Origin of the sequence: Ruegeria lacuscaerulensis (genome assembly GCF_013033355.1) — a bacterium.
In the GTDB taxonomy this organism is placed as follows: Bacteria; Pseudomonadota; Alphaproteobacteria; order Rhodobacterales; family Rhodobacteraceae; genus Ruegeria; species Ruegeria lacuscaerulensis_A.
Genome location: NZ_WQDY01000001.1, coordinates 42,624 through 64,086 on the forward strand (window position 1 = coordinate 42,624; position 21,463 = coordinate 64,086).

20 protein-coding genes are annotated in these 21,463 nt (G+C 53.6%); 15 read left to right on the plus strand and 5 right to left on the minus strand.

All coding sequences use genetic code 11. From position 1 onward, the window contains the following. Positions 1 to 76 precede the first annotated feature (76 nt). Positions 77 to 1,090 (minus strand): TRAP transporter substrate-binding protein, encoded by a 1,014-nt coding sequence (locus GOW48_RS00210; protein WP_170558353.1) that lies wholly within the window; start codon positions 1,088 to 1,090, stop codon positions 77 to 79. Positions 1,091 to 1,287: 197 nt separating this feature from the next. On the opposite strand from GOW48_RS00210, the gene GOW48_RS00215 reads away from it, so the two are divergent. Further along, positions 1,288 to 1,938 carry a GntR family transcriptional regulator gene (locus GOW48_RS00215; RefSeq protein ID WP_170558351.1) on the plus strand — a complete coding sequence of 217 codons (651 nt, stop codon included), beginning with the start codon at positions 1,288 to 1,290 and terminating at the stop codon, positions 1,936 to 1,938. Here the strand turns inward: GOW48_RS00215 and denD are convergent. Beyond that, complete coding sequence (gene denD, locus GOW48_RS00220) at positions 1,935 to 2,903, minus strand: D-erythronate dehydrogenase (protein ID WP_170750461.1); 969 nt, start codon at positions 2,901 to 2,903, stop codon at positions 1,935 to 1,937. The two genes, GOW48_RS00215 and denD, sit on opposite strands and share 4 nt — an antisense overlap. Then, a complete protein-coding gene (locus GOW48_RS00225) occupies positions 2,900 to 3,784 on the minus strand; it encodes an NAD(P)-dependent oxidoreductase (RefSeq protein ID WP_058277441.1) in 885 nt (294 codons plus the stop codon). The genes denD and GOW48_RS00225 overlap by 4 nt, the downstream gene beginning before the upstream one ends. A 190-nt stretch (positions 3,785 to 3,974) precedes the next feature. Between GOW48_RS00225 and GOW48_RS00230 the strand changes: the two genes are divergently transcribed. The 5 genes from GOW48_RS00230 to GOW48_RS00250 are packed head-to-tail and all read left to right on the plus strand — an operon-like array spanning position 3,975 to position 8,909. Next, positions 3,975 to 4,733, plus strand: a complete 759-nt coding sequence (locus tag GOW48_RS00230; RefSeq protein WP_170396183.1) for an SDR family oxidoreductase — start codon at positions 3,975 to 3,977, stop codon at positions 4,731 to 4,733. Then, positions 4,730 to 6,526, plus strand: coding sequence for an IlvD/Edd family dehydratase (locus tag GOW48_RS00235; protein ID WP_170750463.1), 1,797 nt, complete (start codon positions 4,730 to 4,732; stop codon positions 6,524 to 6,526). The genes GOW48_RS00230 and GOW48_RS00235 overlap by 4 nt, the downstream gene beginning before the upstream one ends. A gap of 11 nt (positions 6,527 to 6,537) precedes the next feature. Beyond that, a complete protein-coding gene (locus GOW48_RS00240; protein ID WP_058277425.1) occupies positions 6,538 to 7,386 on the plus strand; it encodes a fumarylacetoacetate hydrolase family protein in 849 nt (282 codons plus the stop codon). Further along, on the plus strand, positions 7,379 to 8,302 hold the full coding sequence (locus GOW48_RS00245; protein WP_170750465.1) for a 2-hydroxyacid dehydrogenase: 924 nt from the start codon (positions 7,379 to 7,381) through the stop codon (positions 8,300 to 8,302). The genes GOW48_RS00240 and GOW48_RS00245 overlap by 8 nt, the downstream gene beginning before the upstream one ends. Positions 8,303 to 8,318: 16 nt before the next feature. Then, positions 8,319 to 8,909 (plus strand): LysE family translocator, encoded by a 591-nt coding sequence (locus tag GOW48_RS00250; RefSeq protein WP_170558336.1) that lies wholly within the window; start codon positions 8,319 to 8,321, stop codon positions 8,907 to 8,909. A gap of 47 nt (positions 8,910 to 8,956) precedes the next feature. Here the strand turns inward: GOW48_RS00250 and GOW48_RS00255 are convergent, their stop codons facing one another. Next, positions 8,957 to 9,724: an SDR family oxidoreductase gene (locus tag GOW48_RS00255; protein ID WP_170750467.1), complete on the minus strand. Its 768-nt coding sequence runs from the start codon at positions 9,722 to 9,724 to the stop codon at positions 8,957 to 8,959. Positions 9,725 to 9,793: 69 nt separating this feature from the next. Here GOW48_RS00255 and GOW48_RS00260 point away from each other — a divergent pair, with 69 nt between their 5' ends. The 8 genes from GOW48_RS00260 to GOW48_RS00295 all read left to right on the plus strand — a co-directional run bounded on the left by GOW48_RS00260 (position 9,794) and on the right by GOW48_RS00295 (position 19,030). Continuing rightward, a complete protein-coding gene (locus GOW48_RS00260; protein ID WP_170750469.1) occupies positions 9,794 to 10,852 on the plus strand; it encodes an L-idonate 5-dehydrogenase in 1,059 nt (352 codons plus the stop codon). Positions 10,853 to 10,856: 4 nt separating this feature from the next. Then, a complete protein-coding gene (locus GOW48_RS00265; protein ID WP_234899401.1) occupies positions 10,857 to 11,663 on the plus strand; it encodes a phytanoyl-CoA dioxygenase family protein in 807 nt (268 codons plus the stop codon). Between the two features lie 199 nt (positions 11,664 to 11,862). After that, positions 11,863 to 12,570 carry an IS6 family transposase gene (locus tag GOW48_RS00270; protein WP_170750473.1) on the plus strand — a complete coding sequence of 236 codons (708 nt, stop codon included), beginning with the start codon at positions 11,863 to 11,865 and terminating at the stop codon, positions 12,568 to 12,570. 622 nt (positions 12,571 to 13,192) lie between these two features. Beyond that, positions 13,193 to 14,443: an ABC transporter substrate-binding protein gene (locus GOW48_RS00275; RefSeq protein WP_170750475.1), complete on the plus strand. Its 1,251-nt coding sequence runs from the start codon at positions 13,193 to 13,195 to the stop codon at positions 14,441 to 14,443. 101 nt (positions 14,444 to 14,544) lie between these two features. Further along, positions 14,545 to 15,438 (plus strand): carbohydrate ABC transporter permease, encoded by an 894-nt coding sequence (locus GOW48_RS00280; protein ID WP_170750476.1) that lies wholly within the window; start codon positions 14,545 to 14,547, stop codon positions 15,436 to 15,438. Beyond that, a complete protein-coding gene (locus GOW48_RS00285; protein WP_170750478.1) occupies positions 15,438 to 16,319 on the plus strand; it encodes a carbohydrate ABC transporter permease in 882 nt (293 codons plus the stop codon). Before GOW48_RS00280 ends, GOW48_RS00285 begins: the two co-directional genes overlap by 1 nt. Positions 16,320 to 16,325: 6 nt before the next feature. Next, complete coding sequence (locus tag GOW48_RS00290) at positions 16,326 to 17,438, plus strand: ABC transporter ATP-binding protein (protein WP_170352692.1); 1,113 nt, start codon at positions 16,326 to 16,328, stop codon at positions 17,436 to 17,438. Next, the gene (locus GOW48_RS00295) at positions 17,438 to 19,030 is read left to right on the plus strand and encodes a GMC family oxidoreductase (protein ID WP_170750480.1); all 1,593 of its coding nucleotides are present in this window, start codon (positions 17,438 to 17,440) and stop codon (positions 19,028 to 19,030) included. The genes GOW48_RS00290 and GOW48_RS00295 overlap by 1 nt, the downstream gene beginning before the upstream one ends. A gap of 71 nt (positions 19,031 to 19,101) precedes the next feature. On the opposite strand, the gene GOW48_RS00300 is transcribed toward GOW48_RS00295, so the two are convergent. Then, complete coding sequence (locus GOW48_RS00300; protein ID WP_170750482.1) at positions 19,102 to 20,043, minus strand: response regulator; 942 nt, start codon at positions 20,041 to 20,043, stop codon at positions 19,102 to 19,104. Positions 20,044 to 20,600: 557 nt separating this feature from the next. On the opposite strand from GOW48_RS00300, the gene GOW48_RS00305 reads away from it, so the two are divergent. Then, positions 20,601 to 21,347: an acyl-homoserine-lactone synthase gene (locus GOW48_RS00305; protein ID WP_234899400.1), complete on the plus strand. Its 747-nt coding sequence runs from the start codon at positions 20,601 to 20,603 to the stop codon at positions 21,345 to 21,347. Positions 21,348 to 21,463: the final 116 nt, after the last annotated feature.

Genomic DNA, 21,463 nt, shown 5'->3' on the forward strand with positions numbered 1-21,463 from the left:
GCTCTGGATCCCGGCGCCGAACCGGAGAGGCCGCTAGTGCGGCCTTTCCGTGTGTCGTAAGTCGGTCGCAGCCTGACTACTGCATCGCGCCCAGGTCACGCAGGAAGTTGATATGGCTTTCCAGCAGCGCCTGTGCTTCAGGGGTCGTTGCGAACTCAGTCCACCCGACTTGAACGGCCGCGCGATAGGCTGCCAGATCTTCAGGCGACCATTCGTACAACTGAACGCCTTTTGCTTTCAGGTCTTTTGCAGTCTGAGCGTTCTGCACTTCGTTGATGGTCGCATTGTGCAATGCCAGGCTATCCATTGCGACTTCCATAATCTTCTTATGGTGCGCGGGCATTGCTTCCCAAACGTCTTTGCGACAGGCAAGGTGGTCCGCGGGCATCGAGTGGAAACCGGGATAGTTTGTGTGACCTGCGATCTCGTACAGGCCCAGGCCCACATTGTTCGTCAGGTTCGCAGCATCCGCACCATCAATGATGCCGGTTTCCAAAGCTGTGAAGATTTCGTTGAAGTCCATAACGATCGGAGAAGCACCAAGTTCCGCGAACACTTTGGTCGCAAGGCCTGGAGGGGAGCGGAATTTCCAATCTTTGAAGTCGTCCACTTTTGCAATCGGCTTGGTCGAAGAAAGCGACTCCGGCCCGGGAATCCACCATCCGATGAATTCCATGTCGTAGCCGTTGTATAAATCATTTACAGCTTCTCTTCCGCCGCCATGAAGAAGCCAAGCCATTTGCTGATATGGGTTCTGATATCCGCCGAGCAGGTCGCCCGCAAACTGGAAGGCCGGGTTTTTACCGGTCTGATAGCCGCCGCCCGTCATGTCGCAATCCAGAATTCCGGTAGCTGCGGCATCGAAGGTTTCAACTGATTTGACCACCGAAGAGGAATAGAACATTTCAACTTCGATTTCGCCGTTCGACATTTCCTGAATGTCTTCAACGAATTTTGCAGCCATCTGGCCTGACAGAGTTTCGGGCGAAAAATGGGTTTGAATTCTAAGCTTCGTTGTTTCAGCCATCGCGAAACCGGCTGCCATTGTCGTGGCTACGGCCGCCAGGGCCGCTGTCTTGACTATTTTCATATTGTCCTCCCAGACGTTGAGCGTGCGCGGTGTGGAAGATCTTGCCGCCTCCTTTGCTGTCGCGCAGGTAAACGTTAAGCCGACGAATCGAATGCAACAAGAAAAAATTGAAATTTTAAAAAAATTCGAGATTCTTGCGATAATTCGAAAATAAGGTTAGGACGCTACTTGGACAAAACTTGAAGGTGCATACTGGAATGAACGACGAAATAGATATTTATCAAGATCTTAAGATGCGCCTGATCTCTAATGGATTCGAGCATGGAGCCAAGGTGCGGGCTGAAGAACTTCGTAAAGTGTATGGCTGTTCTGCGAGCGCCGTTCGTGAAGTCCTCTTTCGTTTGGCCGCTGTTGGTTTGGTGGACTTTCAGGAACAAAAAGGTTTCCGCGTGCCAATGCGTTCGCCGCAGAAGCTTATCGAATTGACGCACGTCCGTGTTCTGTTGGAGGCCGAAGGCACCGCAATGTCGATCCGTAATGGCGGGGTGGATTGGGAAGCAAGATTGACGGCCGCACATCACAAACTTAGCCATATCGAAAAACGCATTCACGCCACAGACGACCCGAGCGGCCTTATCGAGATATGGTTTGCCTCGGAAAAGGAATTTCACGAAACACTTATTTCTGCCTGTGGCTCGGAAACTTTAAAACAAATGCATAGCCGAGTTTACGCGCAATTCAGACAGCAGTTGATGGTGGCAGACCGGAACTTTGAATTCATTTCTCAGAACATAAGACACCATGCCGATATACTTGAAGCAGCATTGTCAGGGGATGAGCAGTTAACACGAGAGAAAATTCACGACCATCTGGAACGCCATCTAACTGGAAAGACGATGGGCGACTAAAGCCGAAAATCGTCTTCCAAATACACGCGAATGATTTCGTCGAAGCTTGATTCCGCCTTGAACCCCAAATCCAGAGCGCGATCTGTTTGAAAGTCTCGCGGCCAATTCTTGACTATTCGTTCGATTGTCTCGTCGGGTTCTTGCCTGATTAGGCCAACCGCTTCTTGGCCGGCCACTTTGCGCAGAGCTTCGATTTGTTCGGCGACGGTGCAACTTACGCCAGGCATGTTCAATGCGCGTCTGTCATTCAAAAGCTGCGTGTCCATTGTTGCTGCGTGGGTCAAAAAAGTCGCAGCGGCGCGGGGGCTGGCGTGCCAGTGGCGAACGGTGTCGGCAACTGGCAAGACAGCCTCATCCCCATTCAATGGCTCTCGGATTATACCTGAAAAGAAGGACGAAGCGGCAGCGTTGGCTTTGCCCGGGCGCACACACAAAGTGGGCAAGCGCAAGGAAATACCGTCGATATATCCTTTCCTGCTGAAATCCGTGATCATCAATTCAGCCGCCGCTTTCTGCGCTCCGTAACTTGTCAAAGGTGCCGAGAGGAATTCATCGCTTATCTTTTCGGGGAATGGTGACCCGAAAACTGCTATGGACGAGGCAAAAACCAGGCGAGGTGTGTACTCGCTTTCTGAAGCTTCGTCTTCATCCTTAAGTGCGTTCAGCAGTGCCCACGTTGCCATAAGGTTTACATCCCAACCCAACGCAAAGTCTGTTTCAGCTTGGCCTGAAACGATAGCTGCAAGATGAAAAATGACGTCTGGCCGCTGCATAGCAAAAGACTTAGCTATGCCTGTCGCAGTCAAGTTCCCCACAATTTGATTACCTGCCGCACTGTCGGGCGGGAACGAGAGATCGAACAGTGAGACTTGGGCATCGGCTCCAAAGGTTTCTTGGATCGACACGCGATGGGCCAGTTTCTGGCCAAGCATTCCTCCGCCGCCTATAATCAGGATCCGCGTCACAGCATTCCGTTCCGTTTTTTGAGTTCTAGATACAAAGCCGAATGATCCAGTTCGGCCCCATCCATTTCGTCTATCAGATATTCGAAACGGTCGCGCACAGATCGGGTGCTAGGTAGCTCAACGCCAAGGCTTCCCGCTTCCTCTAGCGTATTGTCCAAATCCTTTAGTTGAAACTTAGACAAACCCCCGGGTGTAAAATTTCCATCAGACATGCGTTCGCCATGTTGTTGCAAGATAATACTATCCGCAAAGCCCCCCTTTAGTGCGGCCCTCAACGCGGTGGGGTCCGCACCGCCTTGCTGAGCCAGTAGAGTCGCCTCGGCGACTGCCGATATTGTTACAGCGACAATTGTTTGATTGGCCAATTTGCACAATTGACCAGAACCACTTGGGCCAACATGCACAGGCCGGCCCATTGCTGTCAGAACCGGTCGCACGCGCTCCATAACGTCCTGACCGCCACCGACCATGATCGCAAGGGTGCCAGCTTCGGCACCTTTGGTGCCACCGGAAACCGGGGCGTCCAGATGCAGCACCCCCATCGAGGAAAGCTGCGCGGATTGCTCTCTTGCGTGTTCGGGTTTGGCGCTCGACATATCAATCCAGATCATCCCCGGTTTGAGTTGCTCGCGGAAAGCCTCGTCAGCAAGTAGCGCGCCGGTCGCGTATCCATCCGAGAGCATGGTTATTATTACGTCTGCACCCGAAACCGCCAGCGGGGCAGTTTCCACCAATGTCGCGCCTTCTGCTGCCAACGGGTTTGCCTTTTTCAAGCTGCGGTTCCATACAGTGAGCGGAAACTCGGCGCGCAAAATATTCCGCGCCATAGGAGCTCCCATCAGGCCGGTTCCCAACAGAGCCACTTTGAACTGCTTGCTCATCATCTACTGTCCTTCCGAAGGTGCGCCACGCATGGTTATGGCCAAACCAAAATCTCTGTCATACGCTAACGGCTCTGTGCCCACATGCCAGAAGTCGTTGCAAATCCGCCAAGGTTTCTTTGCTTCTCGGTTGATCTGTGGGACGACGTAACACTTGTCCAGTCGCCACTTTTGAGGTCGGAATATTTATATGTCAGAAAGACTTAAGGGAAAAAGCGTCCTGGTCACAGCCGCCGCACAGGGGATCGGACTTGCAAGCGCAATTGCAATGGCAAGAGAGGGTGCAAAAGTCTATGCGACGGATATTAGCCCCAAAAAACTAAATTTGATTCGCGGTCAGAATCTCGAAAATCTCGAAATTTTCGAGATGGATGTGACGAATAATGACAGCATTCATCATGGGGTCGCGCGAGCGAAGCCGGACGTTTTGTTCAACTGCGCAGGGTTCGTGCATCACGGAACTATTCTGGATGCAACCGATGAAGAGTGGGATTTCGCCATGGACCTTAATGTGCGCTCAATGGTGCGCACGACAAAGGCTGTATTGCCGGGAATGCTAGAGCGCGGAGGAGGCTCGATAATCAATATGTCTTCCGCACTGGGTTCCATAATCGGTGCGCCAAATCGTTTTGTATATGGAACGACAAAAGCCGCTGTTGTTGGGCTGACGAAATCGGTAGCCGTGGACTTCATAACAAAAGGAATCCGGTGCAATTGCATTTGTCCGGGAACAGTCGACAGTCCCAGTTGGCGTGACCGCGTAGATGCGTTGGGCGAGCAACTGGGCAGCAGAGAAGAGGCCCTTGCACAATTTGTGGCGCGACAGCCTATGGGGCGTGTAGCGAAAGCAGAAGAGATTGCTGCATTGGTCGTCTATCTGGCGAGCGATGAAAGTGCATTCACCACTGGACACACGCACATAATTGACGGGGGTTGGTCAGGCCAATGACAAAAGTATCAAAAAAAGATTTGCGATCTCGCAAGTGGTTCATGAATTCTGAGAACCTTGAGATGACGGCATTGTATCTGGAAAGATACCTGAATTACGGATTGACCCGTGAGGAACTGCAATCAGGCAAACCGATCATTGGCATTGCTCAGACCGGCAGTGATTTGAGCCCCTGTAATCGGCATCATATCGAATTGTCAAAACGTGTTCGCGATGGAATCATCGCCGCCGGGGGAACGTGCATCGAAATACCGGTCCACCCGATACAAGAGACAGGTAAACGGCCAACGGCGTCACTCGACCGCAACCTGGCTTATCTGTCCTTGGTTGAGAGTCTATTCGGGTATCCGATTGATGGCGTTGTTCTGAACATTGGTTGCGACAAGACCACGCCCGCGCTTCTTATGGCCGCTGCGACCGTCAACATCCCGGCGATTGCCCTGTCGGTCGGTCCCATGCTCAACGGCTGGTTGAAAGGTGAGCGCGCCGGATCGGGAACGGTTATTTGGAAAGCGCGCGAAGACCTTGCGGCTGACGAAATAGACACCGATGAGTTCATGGAGATCGCAGCCGCCGCAGCACCTTCGGTGGGTTATTGCAATACGATGGGAACAGCAACGACCATGAATTCGCTTGCTGAGGCCTTGGGTATGCAATTGCCCGGATCAGCAGCCATTCCAGCCCCGTATAGAGAGCGCGGTCAAATCAGTTATGAAACGGGTAAACGCATTGTGGACATGGTCTGGGAGGATCTACGCCCGAGCGATGTGATGACACGTCAGGCTTTTGAGAATGCGATTGTTATCAACTCTGCGATTGGCGGATCGACGAACGCGCCGATCCACCTGAATGCAATCGCCCGGCATCTTGGTGTTCCGTTGACCAACGATGACTGGCAGAAACTTGGCCACGACGTTCCACTGTTGGTTAACATGCAGCCTGCGGGTGAGTACCTGGGCGAAGATTACCAACAGGCCGGAGGTGTACCCGCCGTTGTCGGAGAGCTTCTTGACGCTGGATTGCTGCCGCATCCCGATGCGATAACGGTGAACGGCAAGACGATGGGCAATAATTGCTCGGCGCGCCGGTCTCAGAATAGCAAAGTAATCAAGACTGTTGATAGCCCGGTTAAGCAACAGGCGGGGTTCATCAATCTCTCGGGTAACCTGTTCGAGAGTGCGATTATGAAGACATCTGTGATCTCACAGTCATTTCGACAGACCTACCTGTCGAACCCGGATGATCCTAGTGCATTTGAGGGCAGGGCGGTTGTGTTTGATGGGCCTGAGGATTTTCACCATCGGATCGATGATCCCGAAGAATACATCGACGCAAACTGTATTCTGATTATGCGCGGAGCAGGACCAAAAGGTTACCCAGGTGCCGCAGAGGTCGTGAACATGCGTCCGCCCGCATATTTGTTGAAACAAGGCATCGAAGCCCTTCCTTGCATCGGTGATGGACGGCAATCCGGAACATCAGGAAGCCCGTCTATCCTGAATGCTTCACCCGAAGCTGCAGAGGGTGGTGGGTTGGCCTTAGTGCGAAATGGTGACCGACTGCGAATCGATCTTGGCAAAGGCACAGCAGATATGCTGGTTTCGCTCGAAGAACTGCATGAACGCGCCCGCGATCTGGAGGCAAAGGGTGGGTATTTAATGCCGCCCAACCAATCCCCGTGGCAGGAAATTTTCCGCGAAAAAGTAGATCGGTTGGATCGCGGTATGACGCTCAAGGGGGCAGAAAACTACCACGATATCGCGCGAGGATTCATGCCACGCGACAATCACTAAAAGGAACAGAAATGAAACTTGTTCGTTACGGAGTAGAGGGCTCGGAAAAGCCTGCGTTGGTCGACGCTGAGGGCCAATTGCGGGATCTGTCCGCTCATATCATTGATATTACGGGTGATATGTTGGATGACGGAACGCTTGATAACCTGCGCTCATTGGATCCGAACAACCTGCCAATTGTAGAGGGTGACCCTCGTATCGCACCGTGTGTCGGTGACATCGGTAAATTTCTTTGCATCGGTTTGAACTACTCGGACCATGCAGCAGAAACCGGCGCAGATATTCCCGAGCATCCGATACTTTTTTTCAAGGCTAACTCAGCGGTCATTGGGGCATATGACGAAGTTGTCATGCCGCGGGGATCTACACACACCGACTGGGAATGCGAACTGGGCGTCGTCATAGGCAAAACAGTCAAATACGTTTCCAAGGCCGACGCGCTCGAATACGTTGCCGGCTATTGCATCGTAAACGACGTGTCGGAAAGGCATTTTCAAACTCAACTGACCGGTCAATGGACCAAAGGCAAGTCTTGCGACACATTTGGCCCTACTGGCCCTTGGCTAGTGACCCGGGATGAGGTGCCGGATCCTCAAAGTCTTGGTATGTCACTGGATGTAAACGGTCAGCGCATGCAAACCGGGAATACTGCTACGATGATCTTTTCCGTTGCCGAGATCATTGAACATCTAAGCCAACTTTTCACACTGCATCCCGGCGACGTCATTTCAACTGGAACACCGCCCGGTGTTGGAATGGGGATCAAACCGGACCCAGTTTACCTGAAAAAAGGCGACGTCATGGAGCTTCGTATCGATGGGCTTGGCGTTCAGCGGCAAGAGGTCGGCCAAGATGACTGACTTATTGCAAATCGGAGGGATCACTGAACGGATGCGAGAACGCCTGGCCACAGTGTTCAATATTCATCAATTGGACGATTTCAGCGCGGATAGTATAACACATATCGTTACAAATGGGCATGATGGCGTTCCGCATGACCTGATGACATCACTCAGCAGTTTGAAGATGATCAGCGTCTATGGAGTCGGTTACGACGCCGTCGACGCAAATGCCGCGGCTGAGCGCGGGATTGTCGTGACGCACACACCGAATGTTTTGAACAAAGAAGTCGCAACCACCGCCGTTTTGCTGTTGCTGTCATGTTATCGAGAGCTCGTACGTGACGACGATTACGTTCGGTCCGGACGGTGGGAAGTTGAAGGTAATGCCCCTTTGACACGATCAGCGGACAATCAAAGAATAGGCATTCTTGGTCTTGGTCGCATTGGTCAGGCGATCGTTGATAAGTTGGAGCCGTGGGCCCCCGAAATCTCTTATAATACCCGCAATCAAAAGGATGTCCCGTACCGATATTTCGACAGTTTGGTTGAAATGGCAGAACATGTGGATGTCCTCATATGCATCACGCCCGGCGGCCCGTCGACCAACAGGCTGGTCAACGCTGAGGTGTTGCGCGCGTTGGGGGCAGGGGGCACTCTTATAAACGTTAGTCGAGGTTCGGTTGTCGACGAAACTGCCCTAATCAATGCATTGCAAAACGGTGAGCTCGGGTGGGCAGGGCTTGATGTTTTTGAAGACGAACCGCGCGTTCCAAAAGCATTGCGCGAGTTGTCTAATGTCGTTCTTCTCCCTCACGCTGGTAGCGCGACTATTGAGACACGTGCAGCTATGGGTGAACTAACTGTCGACAATCTCCTGCAACACCTTAAGGACGGATCGGTGATCACAGCTGTGCCGGAATGCAGAGATCTGTAGAAGGCCAATCTGAATAGTGTTTGAGTTTGCCGTTGCGGTTTTCTTTCTGCTGATTACGCCTGGCCCAGGTGTTTTGACAACTGCGGGTATTGGATCAGCATTTGGTTTTCGAGCTGGGCTCGCTTTTGTGGCCGGTTTGATGCTGGGCGGGTTCATCAACATGATGTTTGTTGTCTCTGGAGTCGCTGCAGTAGCTTTGGCTATACCGGTACTTAGAACTTTGCTGCTATTTGCCTCTGTTGGGTATTTGGGATTTCTTGCCTGGCGTATTGCAAGAGCTGGCTCAAAGGTCGGGTTTTCCCCCGCGGTCTCGCCACTTGGTTTTGCGAACGGGCTGACACTTCAGTTCATTAATCCCAAGGCTTACGTGGTTGGCACTGCATTGTTTTCAGGGTTTGCCTTTTTGCCCGATGCGCCCGTTTGGGAGGTCGTCATAAAAATCGTAATATTCAATATGGTTTGGGTGCCAGTGCACATGATCTGGCTGGGTGCTGGCGCAAAGCTAGGCAGCCTTGATTTAAGTGAGAGATCACATCAAAGGATCAACTTTGCGATGGCGGCTTCATTGATGGTTGTTGTGGTGACTGCTTTGGCGTCGGCGCTTTAAACAAAGCCTGCGTCAGTCGTACCTAGCAGACGGTTGAAAGACACAAATCAAAGTGACGCCGTTATTCCGCCATCAACGTAGAGAGTATGTCCATTAACGAAACTGGATGCAGGGGAGGCAAGGAATATGGCGGCGCCGACAAGTTCTTCCACATTGCCCCAGCGACCGGCCGGGGTGCGTTTCTCGAGCCATGCACTAAACTCAGGGTCAGCAACCAATGCGGCGTTCAAAGGTGTATCGAAATATCCAGGCGCAATGGCATTGCAGTTTAGGCCATACTTAGCCCAATCAGTCGCCATTCCCTTTGTAAGGTTGGTCACGGCACCTTTTGTCGCCGTGTAAGGCGCAATACCCGGTCTTGCCAATGCGGATTGAACCGACGCAATGTTAATGATCTTGCCTGACTTTCTTTCAATCATGTGCCGTGCCACAGCCTGACCGACATGAAAGACGGACGCTACATTTGTCTGTAGTAGGTGCTCGAAGGCATCAGCGGGGAAATCCTGTAGCTCCGTCCTGTATTGCATTCCGGCGTTGTTTATCAGGATGTCTATGGGGCCGACATTGTCTTCAAAGTTGTCCACGGCAGATCGGACACCTTCATGATCGGTTGCATCGAACGAAAGTTGACGTACCGAGGCGCCTGTTTCGCTCAACTCGGATGCCGCTGCCGCTAGTTTCGCGGTGTCGCGCCCGTTCAAAACGACTTGCGAACCGGCGGCAGCCAAGCCACGGGCCAACGCAAATCCAATGCCTTGGCTAGAGCCTGTTACTAGTGCGCGTTTTCCCTCTAGGTTGAACATTTCAAGCATCATGCAAAAACCCCTTGGTTGTCAGCACCGACTATCCGTATCTTTTGGCAATATGTATAGGGAGTCTGTGCAATGTCTTCGGCCAATGTTGCTGTTGTTATCCATGCCGCAAAAGATCTGAGGTTGGAAAACCGGGACGTACACGACGTGGGGCCAGACGAAGTCTTGATTGCCATGCGCGCGGGTGGGATTTGCGGCTCTGACCTGCATTATTATAACCACGGTGGTTTCGGTGCGATCAAGTTGCGTCAGCCGATGGTGCTAGGACATGAAGTCGCCGGAGAAATCGTGAAAGTCGGGTCAAGTGTGCAGGGGCTGCACTTAGGCCAACTGGTTGCAGTTTCTCCATCCCGCCCTTGCCAAGCCTGCATTTATTGTCTGAACGGGCAGCAAAACCACTGTCTTGATATGAAGTTCTATGGCAGCGCGATGCCGTTCCCGCATATCCAAGGCGCTTTTCAAAGCAAACTCGTGGCGAAAGCCAGTCAATGTGTTCCGGCAGATGGGTTGAGCCCTGCGCAGGCCGCTATGGCCGAACCTCTGGCTGTCTGTTTGCACGCGATTAAACAAGCCGGGAACCTCTTAGGCAAAACGGTACTTTTAACGGGATGCGGCCCGATTGGCTGCCTCACGATCTTGGCGGTACGCCGTTCTGGAGCGGCCAGAATAGTGGCGACGGATATCTCGGACCAGACCCTCGCTCTGGCGCGTGAATGCGGGGCAGACGATGTCATCAACACCTACGCCGATCCGCAAAAACTGGAGCAGTTTGAAAACGACAAGGGCCAGGTTGATATCCAACTGGAGTGTTCTGGGGCTCAATCGGCTCTGGCTTCTGGCGTCGCATGCTTGCGACCGGGTGGAACATTGGTTCAGCTTGGTCTGGGTGGAGATATGACTGTGCCAATGCAGGCGTTGACTGCAAAAGAGATAGTGCTTCGCGGGTCTTTCCGTTTCCATTCCGAGTTCTCAGTCGCGGTCGAGATGATGCGAAGCGGACTAATAAACGTCGACCAGTTGGTGACGCATTCCTTCGAAGTTGGCGAGGCTGTTACTGCCTTTGAGGTCGCGTCTGATCGAAGCCAATCAATGAAAGTGCAGTTAACGTTTCCGGAAAATGACGATGGATAGGCGAATGCGTGATATTGCAAAGACTTATGAAAGAGACGGTTTCGTAGCTCCGCTGGATATCCTGACAGCTTCCGAGGTCCAAACGCTGCGCGATGATTTTGAGAAAGCAGAGCTCATTCTCAGAGACGACCCAGAGAAACTCAAGCTTCTATATTCTTATCCAGACAGGCTGATACCATCATTCGATGCACTTCTTCGCCATCCGAAGCTGATTGAGGCTGCTTCAACAGTGTTGGGGCCGGACCTCATGGTTTGGAGCGGTGCACTTTTCGTAAAAGAAGCGCGATCATCGAAGATAGTCTCGTGGCACCAAGACTTGACCTATTGGGGTTTGGATGATGCTGAAGAGGTAACCTGTTGGGTTGCGATTTCAGAAGCGTCTGAGCAAAGCGGGTGTATGAGGTTTGTTCCTGGCAGCCATAAAAGCCGGATCGTGCCTCACGTGGACACCTTCAGCGAAAACAATCTTTTGTCACGTGGGCAGGAAATCGCAGTCGATGTGAACGAAAAAGATGCAGTTGCTGCCGAATTGCGTGCAGGGCAGGCATCCATGCATCACGGGCATCTCTTTCACGCATCAGGGCCCAATAACACGGACGATAGACGCATTGGTGTGGCGTTGCGTTTCATAAAGCCCTCAATGAAACAGCAAAACGGAGTGAAAACTTTGGTTGCGCTAGTCGCAGGGCGAGATGATTTTGGGCATTTTTTAGTTGCGTCCTCTCCTCAGGGCTTTTTGCATGAGAACGATTTCGTTTTGTGTCAAAGGGATGCAGATCGCAAGAAACAAATACTCTTCGCCGGAGTGTAATGACTCCCTTCTCGAGCTCAGACCCATTGCTATATCGACCGGGAAACCGCCCTGAATCGCGAAAACTAGTAGACAATTAAAAGTTAACATAGTCGCTAAGCTTTTCTTCCACTGGGCGAAAAGTTGCAGAGGAAGTCTACGGGGTCTTGTCAGATTAACTTTGCTTGAGCGGGGCAGGGCGGGTGCATAGCAGTTAGGAATGACCAAACCTGCCACCTTCAAGTACTTCAAAACCAGTCCTGAGATCATCCGCCTGGCGGTGATGCTGTATATTCGGTTTCCACTCTCGCTTCGGAATGTCGAAGATCTGCTGCATGAGCGAGGCATCGACGTGAGTCACGAAACTGTCCGATATTGGTGGAACAGGTTTGGCCCAATGTTTGCTGCCGAGATCAGACGAAAGCGTGTTCAGCAACTCCGAGCCTTTTCAAAATGGAAGTGGCACGTTGACGAGGTTTTCGTGAAGGTAAATGGCAAACGCCACTATCTCTGGCGGGCTGTTGATCACGAAGGCGAGGTGCTGGAAGCCGTTGTCACGAAGCGCCGAAACAAAGCTGCAGCACTGAAATTCCTCAAGAAATTGATGAAGCGATACGGTAAAGCGGGAACCGTTGTCACGGATCGCTTCGCATCGTACCGGGCCGCTCTCAGAGAGCTCGGCGCTACCGAAAAACAAAGGACGGGCAGGTGGCTCAACAACCGCGTCGAGAACTCGCACCTGCCTTTCCGACGAAGAGAGCGCGCGATGCAGCGTTTCAGGCGCATGCGAAGTTTACAGAAATTCGCCTCCGCCCATTCCTCCGTCTACAATCACTTCAACCAAGAAAGATCGCTAACCAGCCGAGACATCTTCAAGCTGACCCGCAGCGCTGCTCTCGCCGAGTGGCGTCAACTTTGTTCCGGATAGGTTCGCAGTTTCCGCGGCAAACTGAGACTGGTTCGAATTCGTCTGACAGCACCGCCACTTGCGCACATAGGTTGAAGCGTTGGTCAAACGCGCGCCTAATCGCAATCTGCACACCTTATTATTAAACCACTCGGATTTCTGATTAACCGCAACATCCAATGCGGCCCGATTTCGCGTGATCATAACTCCGTTGGAAGTTGTGTGGCGATATAAGGTGTCGGACCAACCGGTCATTCTTCGGTCTTTTCCAGACAGCACAGAGCGGTCGCCTGCATCGGTTATGCCTAGCTTGTCTATGAAAACACTGGACGAACCATTCTTGGTGACCAATGATAGCGCTTACAGTCCATCGGCAGAGATCAGGGTGACGATGTCATTTTTGCTTTGAAGCGCCCGCCGTTCAGAAGCGGGGCCTGATGGATCAAAGTCTGGTTGAATTGACCTCATAGGGCCAGTCAGACGCGGGAGGGACAGCGGACATGACTTGTTCGTTTTGTCTTCGAGGTGAGTTGGGCGATCCTTCGTCCCGGCGATGTCTGGGACAGTTGGGTAATGCAACATGTAAGACAAAGGGCCTGCAAAAGGTCCGTTCAACGATATCGCATTTAGGGAGGAAACAAGAATGCGTAATCTGCTTAAGACGAAGTCTCTGATTGTGGCAGGGCTACTGGCTACGACCAGCCTGGCGCAAGCTGAAGAGGTCGAGGTTCTGCACTGGTGGACCTCAGGCGGTGAAGCTGCCGCACTGAACGTACTTAAGGACGACCTGTCTGGGCAAGGTATCGGATGGACCGATATGCCGGTTGCTGGTGGCGGCGGTGAGCAGGCAATGACCGTTTTGCGCGCCCGTGTCACGGCTGGCAATGCACCGACTGCCGTTCAGGCCCTGGGCTTTGATATTCTGGATTGGGCCAATCAGGGTGCCTTGGCAGACCTGAACGAAGTCGCCGCGAAAGAAGGGTGGGACGATGTGGTCCCGGATGCGCTTAAAGCCTTCGCCAAGAGCGACGGCAAATGGGTTGCGGCTCCGGTGAACGTGCACTCGACCAACTGGGTCTGGGCGAACAAGGCGGTTCTGGATGCAAACGGTATCGCGCAACCCACCAACTGGGATGAGTTCGTTTCGGCGGTTGAAACCCTGAAAGCGGCCGGGGTCACTCCGATCGCGCATGGCGGTCAGGCGTGGCAGGATGCAACCGTGTTTGACGCCATTGCGATGTCCACTTTGGGGCCGGACGGCTATAAGGCCGCCTTTATCGATCTGGACGAGGATACGCTGGGCGGTGACGCCATGAAAGAAGCCTTCGACCGTATGGCCTTTGTCCGCGACAACGTGGATGAGAACTTCTCGGGACGTGACTGGAACCTGGCCACCGCCATGGTCATCAACGGAGAGGCTGGTTTCCAGATGATGGGTGACTGGGCCAAAGGTGAATTCCTAAACGCCGGTAAAGTTCCGGGGCAGGACTTTTTGTGTTTCCGTTTCCCAGGAACGCAAGATCAAGTCACCTTCAATGCCGACCAGTTCATGATGTTCGACCAAGGCGGTTCGGTTTCGGCCGAACAGGCCGCGTTGGCCAGCGCCATTCTGTCGCCGAGCTTCCAGATTGCGTTCAACAAGGTGAAGGGTTCCGTCCCGGCCCGGACCGACGTGGATGGCAGCGATCTGGACGCTTGTGGTCAGCAAGGCATGAAAGATCTGGCTGCCGCAGCGTCTTCTGGCAACCTGTTCGGTTCGATGGCGCACGGCCATGCAGCACCTGCATCGGTGAAAAACGCGATCTATGACGTGGTGACCGCGCATTTTAACGGCGAATATGACAGCGAAACCGCTGTGACCGAGCTGGTCGACGCTGTCTCGATCGCCAAGTGATCCACCTCTGATCCTTTCGATAGGGCGGCCTGAAAATCGCCCTGTCGTACCGTGGGTGACAAGCCCCCGGTTCCCCAATACGCCAAGCAGGAGGGCGCGCCATGGCTTCATCGGCCGACGCGGATTTCAAAACTCGTCTGCAGAACTGGATACCCAAGCTGGTCTTGTCGCCGTCGCTGGCGATGATGCTGGTCTTTGTCTACGGGTTCATTCTGTTCTCGGTCTACCTGTCCTTTACCGATAGCCGTATTCTGCCGACATATGGCTGGGTTGGTTGGGAAAACTACGACAAACTGTGGCGGCTAAGTCATTGGGAAATCTCGTTGAAGAACATGGGGATTTTCGCGGGGCTTTATATCGTGATCTGCACCTGTATAGGGCTTGGGCTGGCGATTTTCCTTGATCAGAAAATCCGTGGCGAAGGGTTGCTGCGCCCGATCTACCTGTACCCCATGGCGCTGAGTTTCATTGTCACCGGCACCGCGTGGAAGTGGTTTCTGGACCCCGGTATCGGGCTGGAAAATGTCATGCAAACATGGGGCTGGACCAGTTTCGAGTTTGACTGGATAAAGAACCGCGACTTTGCGATCTATACTGTTGTGCTCGCCGCTGTTTGGCAAACCAGTGGATTTGTTATGGCGATGTTTCTGGCCGGTCTTCGAGGCATCGACAATGAAATCCTGCGCGCGGCGCAGATGGACGGGGCCTCGAACTGGAACCTCTATCGCCGGATCATCATCCCGCAATTGCGCCCAGCATTCCTGTCGGCCTTCGTGATCCTCAGCCACCTTGCGATCAAGACCTTTGATCTTGTGATTGCCCTAACCGGTGGTGGGCCGGGCCGGGCGACCGAACTGCCCGCGACGTTTATGTATTCCTACACTTTCACGCGGAACCAGATGGGCATCGGCGCGGCTTCGGCCACGATCATGCTGATGACAATTGCGGCGATCATGATCCCCTATCTCTATGCCGAATTGCGGGAGAAACGCTGATGTCTCAAGCCTCGCAAGATACCGCAATTCGCACGGGCCGCGTCACCCGCACGCTGATCTATCTGGTGTTGCTGCTGTTTGGTCTGTTCTACCTGCTGCCGCTTTATGTGATGCTGGTGAACTCGGTCAAACCGCTGGAAGAGATCACTGGCGGCGGCATGATGAACCTGCCGCAGGTCTTCACGCTTGAGCCTTGGCTCAAGGCGTGGTCTTCGGCCCAGATCGGGGTCGATCCGACCGGGCTGAAGCCCTATTTCTGGAATTCGATCAAAATGGTGGTACCGGCGGTGATCGTCTCGACCATTTTGGGAGCGCTGAACGGTTATGTGCTGACCAAATGGCGGTTCAAGTACGACACCATCCTGTTCGGACTGATGCTGTTTGCCTGTTTCATCCCGTTTCAGATCGTACTGATACCCATGGCACGGATGCTGGGCCTGATGGGTCTGGCGGGCACCACATGGGGCCTTGCTCTGGTGCATGTGGTTTATGGTATCGGATTTACCACGCTGTATTTCCGCAACTATTACGCCGTTTTCCCGACCGAGCTGATCCGGGCGGCACAAATCGATGGCGCAGGGTTCTTTCAGATCTTCTGGCGCATCCTGCTGCCCAGTTCAGGACCGATCGCCGTGGTCTCGATCATCTGGCAGTTCACAAATATCTGGAATGACTTCCTGTTCGGGGCCTCATTCGCGGATGCCAACAGCCAACCTATGACCGTGGCACTGAACAATCTGGTGCAGTCATCCACGGGGGTAAAGGAATACAACGTTCATTTTGCAGGTGCCATTCTGGCCGCCATGCCAACTCTGCTCGTCTACATCGTGGCCGGTCGATACTTCGTCCGCGGCCTGATGGCGGGTTCGGTGAAAGGATAAGACCTCATGGGTTTTCTAGACATAGACAACGCGACCAAATCCTATGGCGCGGTCGAGGTTTTGCACAAGGTCGATATCTCGGTGCAAGAGGGCGAGTTTCTGGTGCTGGTTGGCCCTTCGGGTTGCGGCAAGTCGACCCTGCTGAACATGATCGCGGGGCTGGAAGAAATCACCAGCGGTGAAATCCGCATTAAGGATCAGGTGATGAACGGCGTCCACCCGTCGAACCGCAACATCGCGATGGTGTTCCAAAGCTATGCTTTGTACCCGAACATGACCGTTGGGCAGAACATCACCTTTGGGCTTGAGATGCACGGCGTGCCCAAGCCCGAACGTGAAAAGGCCATGGCCGAGGTCGCCAAGCTGTTGCAGATTGAGCAGTTGCTGGACCGCAAGCCCGGCCAGTTGTCGGGCGGTCAGCGGCAGCGCGTTGCAATGGGGCGGGCCTTGGTGCGCAACCCTGATGTGTTTCTGTTTGACGAGCCGCTCTCGAACCTCGATGCCAAGCTACGCGTGGACATGCGGACGGAAATCAAGAAACTGCACCAGAATCTTGGCACGACCATTGTCTACGTGACCCATGACCAGATCGAGGCAATGACGCTGTCCAGCCGCATCGCGGTGATGAACGGCGGCTACGTTCAACAATTGGGTACGCCGCAAGAGATCTACGACACACCCGCCAATATCTTTGTAGCAACCTTTATGGGGTCGCCCGCGATGAACGTGGTGCCGGCCAAAGTGGTGGTGCTGAACGGGCGACCCCATGCCGAGGTGGCCGTCCATGACGGGTCCATGACACAGCTACCGTTCAGTCAAGATAACCTGGCCGCGTGGGACGGGCGCGAAATCCTGCTGGGCATTCGCCCTGAAACGATCACTGATATGGATGGCGCGGATCGCAAGTCCTCGAACATTGCTCAGATGGGCAATCGGATTGTTGTGACCGAACCGGCGGGCTCGGACACGTTCGTATCGATGCAGTTGGGTGGGCGGGACGTAATCGCTCGCATGCGGTCGGACGCCGAGGTCGCGCCGGGGCAGGATTTCACTTTTGCAGTGAACATGGAAAAGGCTGTGGCGTTCGATCCCGAAAGTGAGATGCGGATCACGCCGTGATGCCCGAAGGGTATGATTTCATAGTGGTCGGCGGGGGCTCGGCCGGGTCGGTGATAGCGGCGCGTTTGTCCGAAGAAACCTCGGCCACGGTCCTATTGCTTGAAGCTGGATCGTCGGATCGGCACCCGCTTTTTCATCTGCCTGCCGGGTTTGCCAAGATGACCAAGGGCATAGGCAGTTGGGGATGGACCACCGTGCCGCAGAGGCACATGCTGAACAAAGTGTTTCCTTACACCCAAGCCAAGGTGATCGGGGGCGGCTCCTCCATTAACGCGCAGATATACACCCGCGGCGCGGCGCAGGACTATGATGATTGGCGACAAATGGGCTGCGTCGGATGGAGTTACAACGACGTTTTGCCGTATTTTCGCAAGTCCGAAGACAATGACAGTTTCGAGGATGAGTTCCACGGCAAAGGCGGGCCGTTGGGGGTCTCCAGGCCTGTCGCGCCCTTGCCGATCTGCGATGCCTTCATCGAGGCCGCCGGGCAGGTCGGTATTCCCAAAACGTACGATGTTAATGGTGATCATCAGGATGGGGCAGGCTATTACCAACTGACCCAGAGGAATGCACGTCGGTCTTCGGCGGCGATGGCGTTTCTTGCTCCGAACCGCAACCGTCAAAACCTAACCATTCGTACTGGCGCGCAGGTTCACCGACTGGTGGTCGAAAATGGACGGGTGGCCGGGATAGAGATGATGGATGGCTCGGTCCTGACCGCGGCGCGCGAGGTGATCCTTTGCTGCGGGGCCATTGGATCACCGCGTCTTCTGCAACTGTCCGGTATAGGCCCCGCCGATCATTTGGAGTCTTTGGGGCTTAAAGTCACATACGATCAGCCACAGGTTGGTGCGAACCTACAGGATCATCTGGATCTATACGCAATCTGCGAGGTCACCGGTCCGCATACGTATGATCGGTTTGCCAAGCTGCCCTTTTCGGCTCTGGCTGCGTTGAAATACGTGTTCACGCGAAATGGCCCTGTTGCGTCGAGCCTGTTCGAGACTGGCGGGTTTTGGTATGCAGATTCACAGGCTCGTTCACCCGACATACAGATGCATCTGGGCCTGGGGACGGGGATTGAGGCCGGGGTTCAGGCTATGCCGAACGGCGGCGTCACACTCAACGCATGTTTCTTGCGTCCACGATCACGCGGGACAGTGCGTTTGCAAAGTTCGGACCCTATGGCGATGCCCTTGATCGACCCGAACTATCTGGCGGATCCTTATGATCGAGAAATGTCGATCCGTGGGTTAAAGCTGGTGCAACGCATTCTCGCCCAAGACGCTTTGAAGCCCTTTATTCTGGCCGAGCGACTGCCAGGGCCGGATATTCGAACAGATCAGGATTATTTCGACTTTATTTGCGTGCACTCAAAAACATCGCACCATTGTGCCGGGACGTGCCGCATGGGGGTGGATGACGGTGCGGTTTTGGACCCACGTCTGCGCTTCAATGGGATCGATGGATTGCGGGTTGCGGATGCGTCAATCATGCCCACGGTGAACTCATCGAACACCAATGCCCCTTCAATCATGATCGGTGAGAAAGCTGCCGACATGATCAAACTGGATCACGGTATGTCCCTTTAACCGCTCGCGCAGCTGCGAACACGCGAACTTTTAGTGCATTTTGGAAATGGCTTTCCCGGGCTCGGCTTGGATTAGCCGAACCGGGCAACCGGAGTATTTGGAATGTCTGCCAGTTCAACGGCCTTGTCGATCAGGAACAAAGCTTCCATCTTTGACGAGGCGCGCAATGCGACCACTTCGCCAACATGATACGAGAAATCTCGACCCGAAACACTGCCATGCGAGCCTTTTACGAAGCGATTGGCAAGTTTGTGCTGCAACTCGGCAGCGGAAACACCCGGCTTGCTTTCATGTATCAGTAGGAAAACGCCATTGCCCCAATAGGTGGCAAAATTCCGACCTTCCTGCGAGACAGTCAGTAGTTCATTGCCAGCGGTCGCCATGGCTTCGCGGAATTCCACCGAAGTTGCGGTTCGGAAGATGTCTTCGACCTCAGCCACTTTGACGGCCATCATCTTGGACGCGCGTGAGTGCATTGTCGACAACTGTACGACATAGTTCTCAAACTCGGCCAAGCCGATACAACCGGGCAGGTCACCGAAATAGAGCGGATCGCTAAGGCGGAAATTGGTGTTAATCTCGGAATCGTTGACGGCATACACATCCGCTTCGATCACTTCGATGGCTGCGCGTCGTTCAGCTGCCAGCCTGTAGGCGTCGGAAAGCCGTTGTTTCAGGTCAGCAAACTCGAACGGTTTCGTCACGTAGTCTGTGGCGCCGACCTCAAACGCTTCGTCGATGTACTGCTTTTGCACCATAGCAGTGATCATGATGATCGGCGTAAACTGATAGTCAGGAAGATTGCGCGCATGCTCGCAAAGTGTGATGCCGTTCATTTCGGGCATTTGGACGTCAAGCAAAAGACAATCGAAAATCTCGGTCGTTTCCGCAAGGATGTCGAGCGCCTCCTGACCGCTGCGAGCAGTCACTACGTCTTCGTACCCAAAAGCCCCCAGAACGCAAGTCAGAAGCTCCAGGATGCTGGGGTCGTCATCTACGGCAAGTATACGCATAAACAGTCACCAATCTTTGCCACCATACTGACCTTGAGGACTCAAAAAGTGCCGCACAAAGGCCGGAGGGGCGTTGAATATCGCTTACACGCAGGCTGTCCGAGAAAAACGGCAAAAGGATGACGTATGCTGGGCGCGGAAGTGACCGAATATTTTTTTTCGGGTTCAGTCATACTAGCCGCAGAAACTGACATGTTTGGCTCGTTAGGGCCGGTCGCGGCAATCACAGGTTGGGCGGCGAAGTGATGCAGAATGACAGTTTCACAACCACCAGCCCGCGAGAGGCTAAATTTTACGATGGTGTAAGCTCTAGAACTGGCGAATTAAGGAATACAATGATGATTCAAGACGTTGTCTAATCAGGTTGAAACCACGATGCAGTGCATTCTTCGCAAAACCGCATGCTAAATGTGCCAAAAACTCGCCCTGAATGCTCAATGTTTTGTATGGGATGTGAATTCGCCACACAATGACGCGATTACCGGAAAAAACATCATTTAGTTGTAGACGCAGCGATTCATATCTTGTCATAAGTGTGTCTAAAATAAGAGCAAAATATGGACCGACCACTCAGGTATGAACAGGCATACTCAGCGTCCAAGGTATTTCCGGACCTGGAGCCAGCCAATACGGCCCAACCCGTGCCCCAACCGTCGGCACGGCGTAAGCTATTTGCGTTCAAGCGCGACACGCCTGATCGCAAGCGCGAGCTAGGGAATGTCCGTGCGACCGCAATGAGCTTTCGCAACATGCACGAGCACGGCACATTGTTGGCAAAATATCTCGAGACTCGAAAAACGATCTTCATCGATCGCCTGCACTGGAATGTAGGTGAGGCGGATGGGATGGAGTTTGACCAATATGACACACCGGCCTGCCGGTGGGTCGTTCTGCATGAATTCGGCGAGGTTTTGGCGGGCGTTCGCCTTTTGCCGACGAACGCACGGTGTGGGGCCTACACCTATATGCTGCGGGATGCACAGAAAGGTTTGTTGCGCGATCTTCCGACGGACATTCTGTTTTTCGAGGCACCGGCGAACCCCAAGATCTGGGAAGCCTCCCGGTTTTTTGTCACCGAGAGCGTACCGGCTTCTCGCAGGTTGGCCGTACAGCAAGAGCTGTTTTTCAGGATGACCGCTACGGCAGAAGAAAACGGCGCGACCCGCATCCTGGGCATCGTTCCTTCAGTTTGGGCACGTTGGTCGCGCAGATTGGGTGTTGGGGCTGCTCCGGTCGGGGCAAAGTTCTCGATAGACGGTACAGTAAGCCAGTCGGTTTTGTTCAATATCCACAGCACGTCTTGACGCCGATCCGAGCCCTCGATCGTAGGACCGGTAAAACAACTTGAGCGATTTGTCCGCGACTGGTAGATTGTGTCAGGGTTTGATTTGACCCCAAGCTGGGTGATATGCTGCTAAAT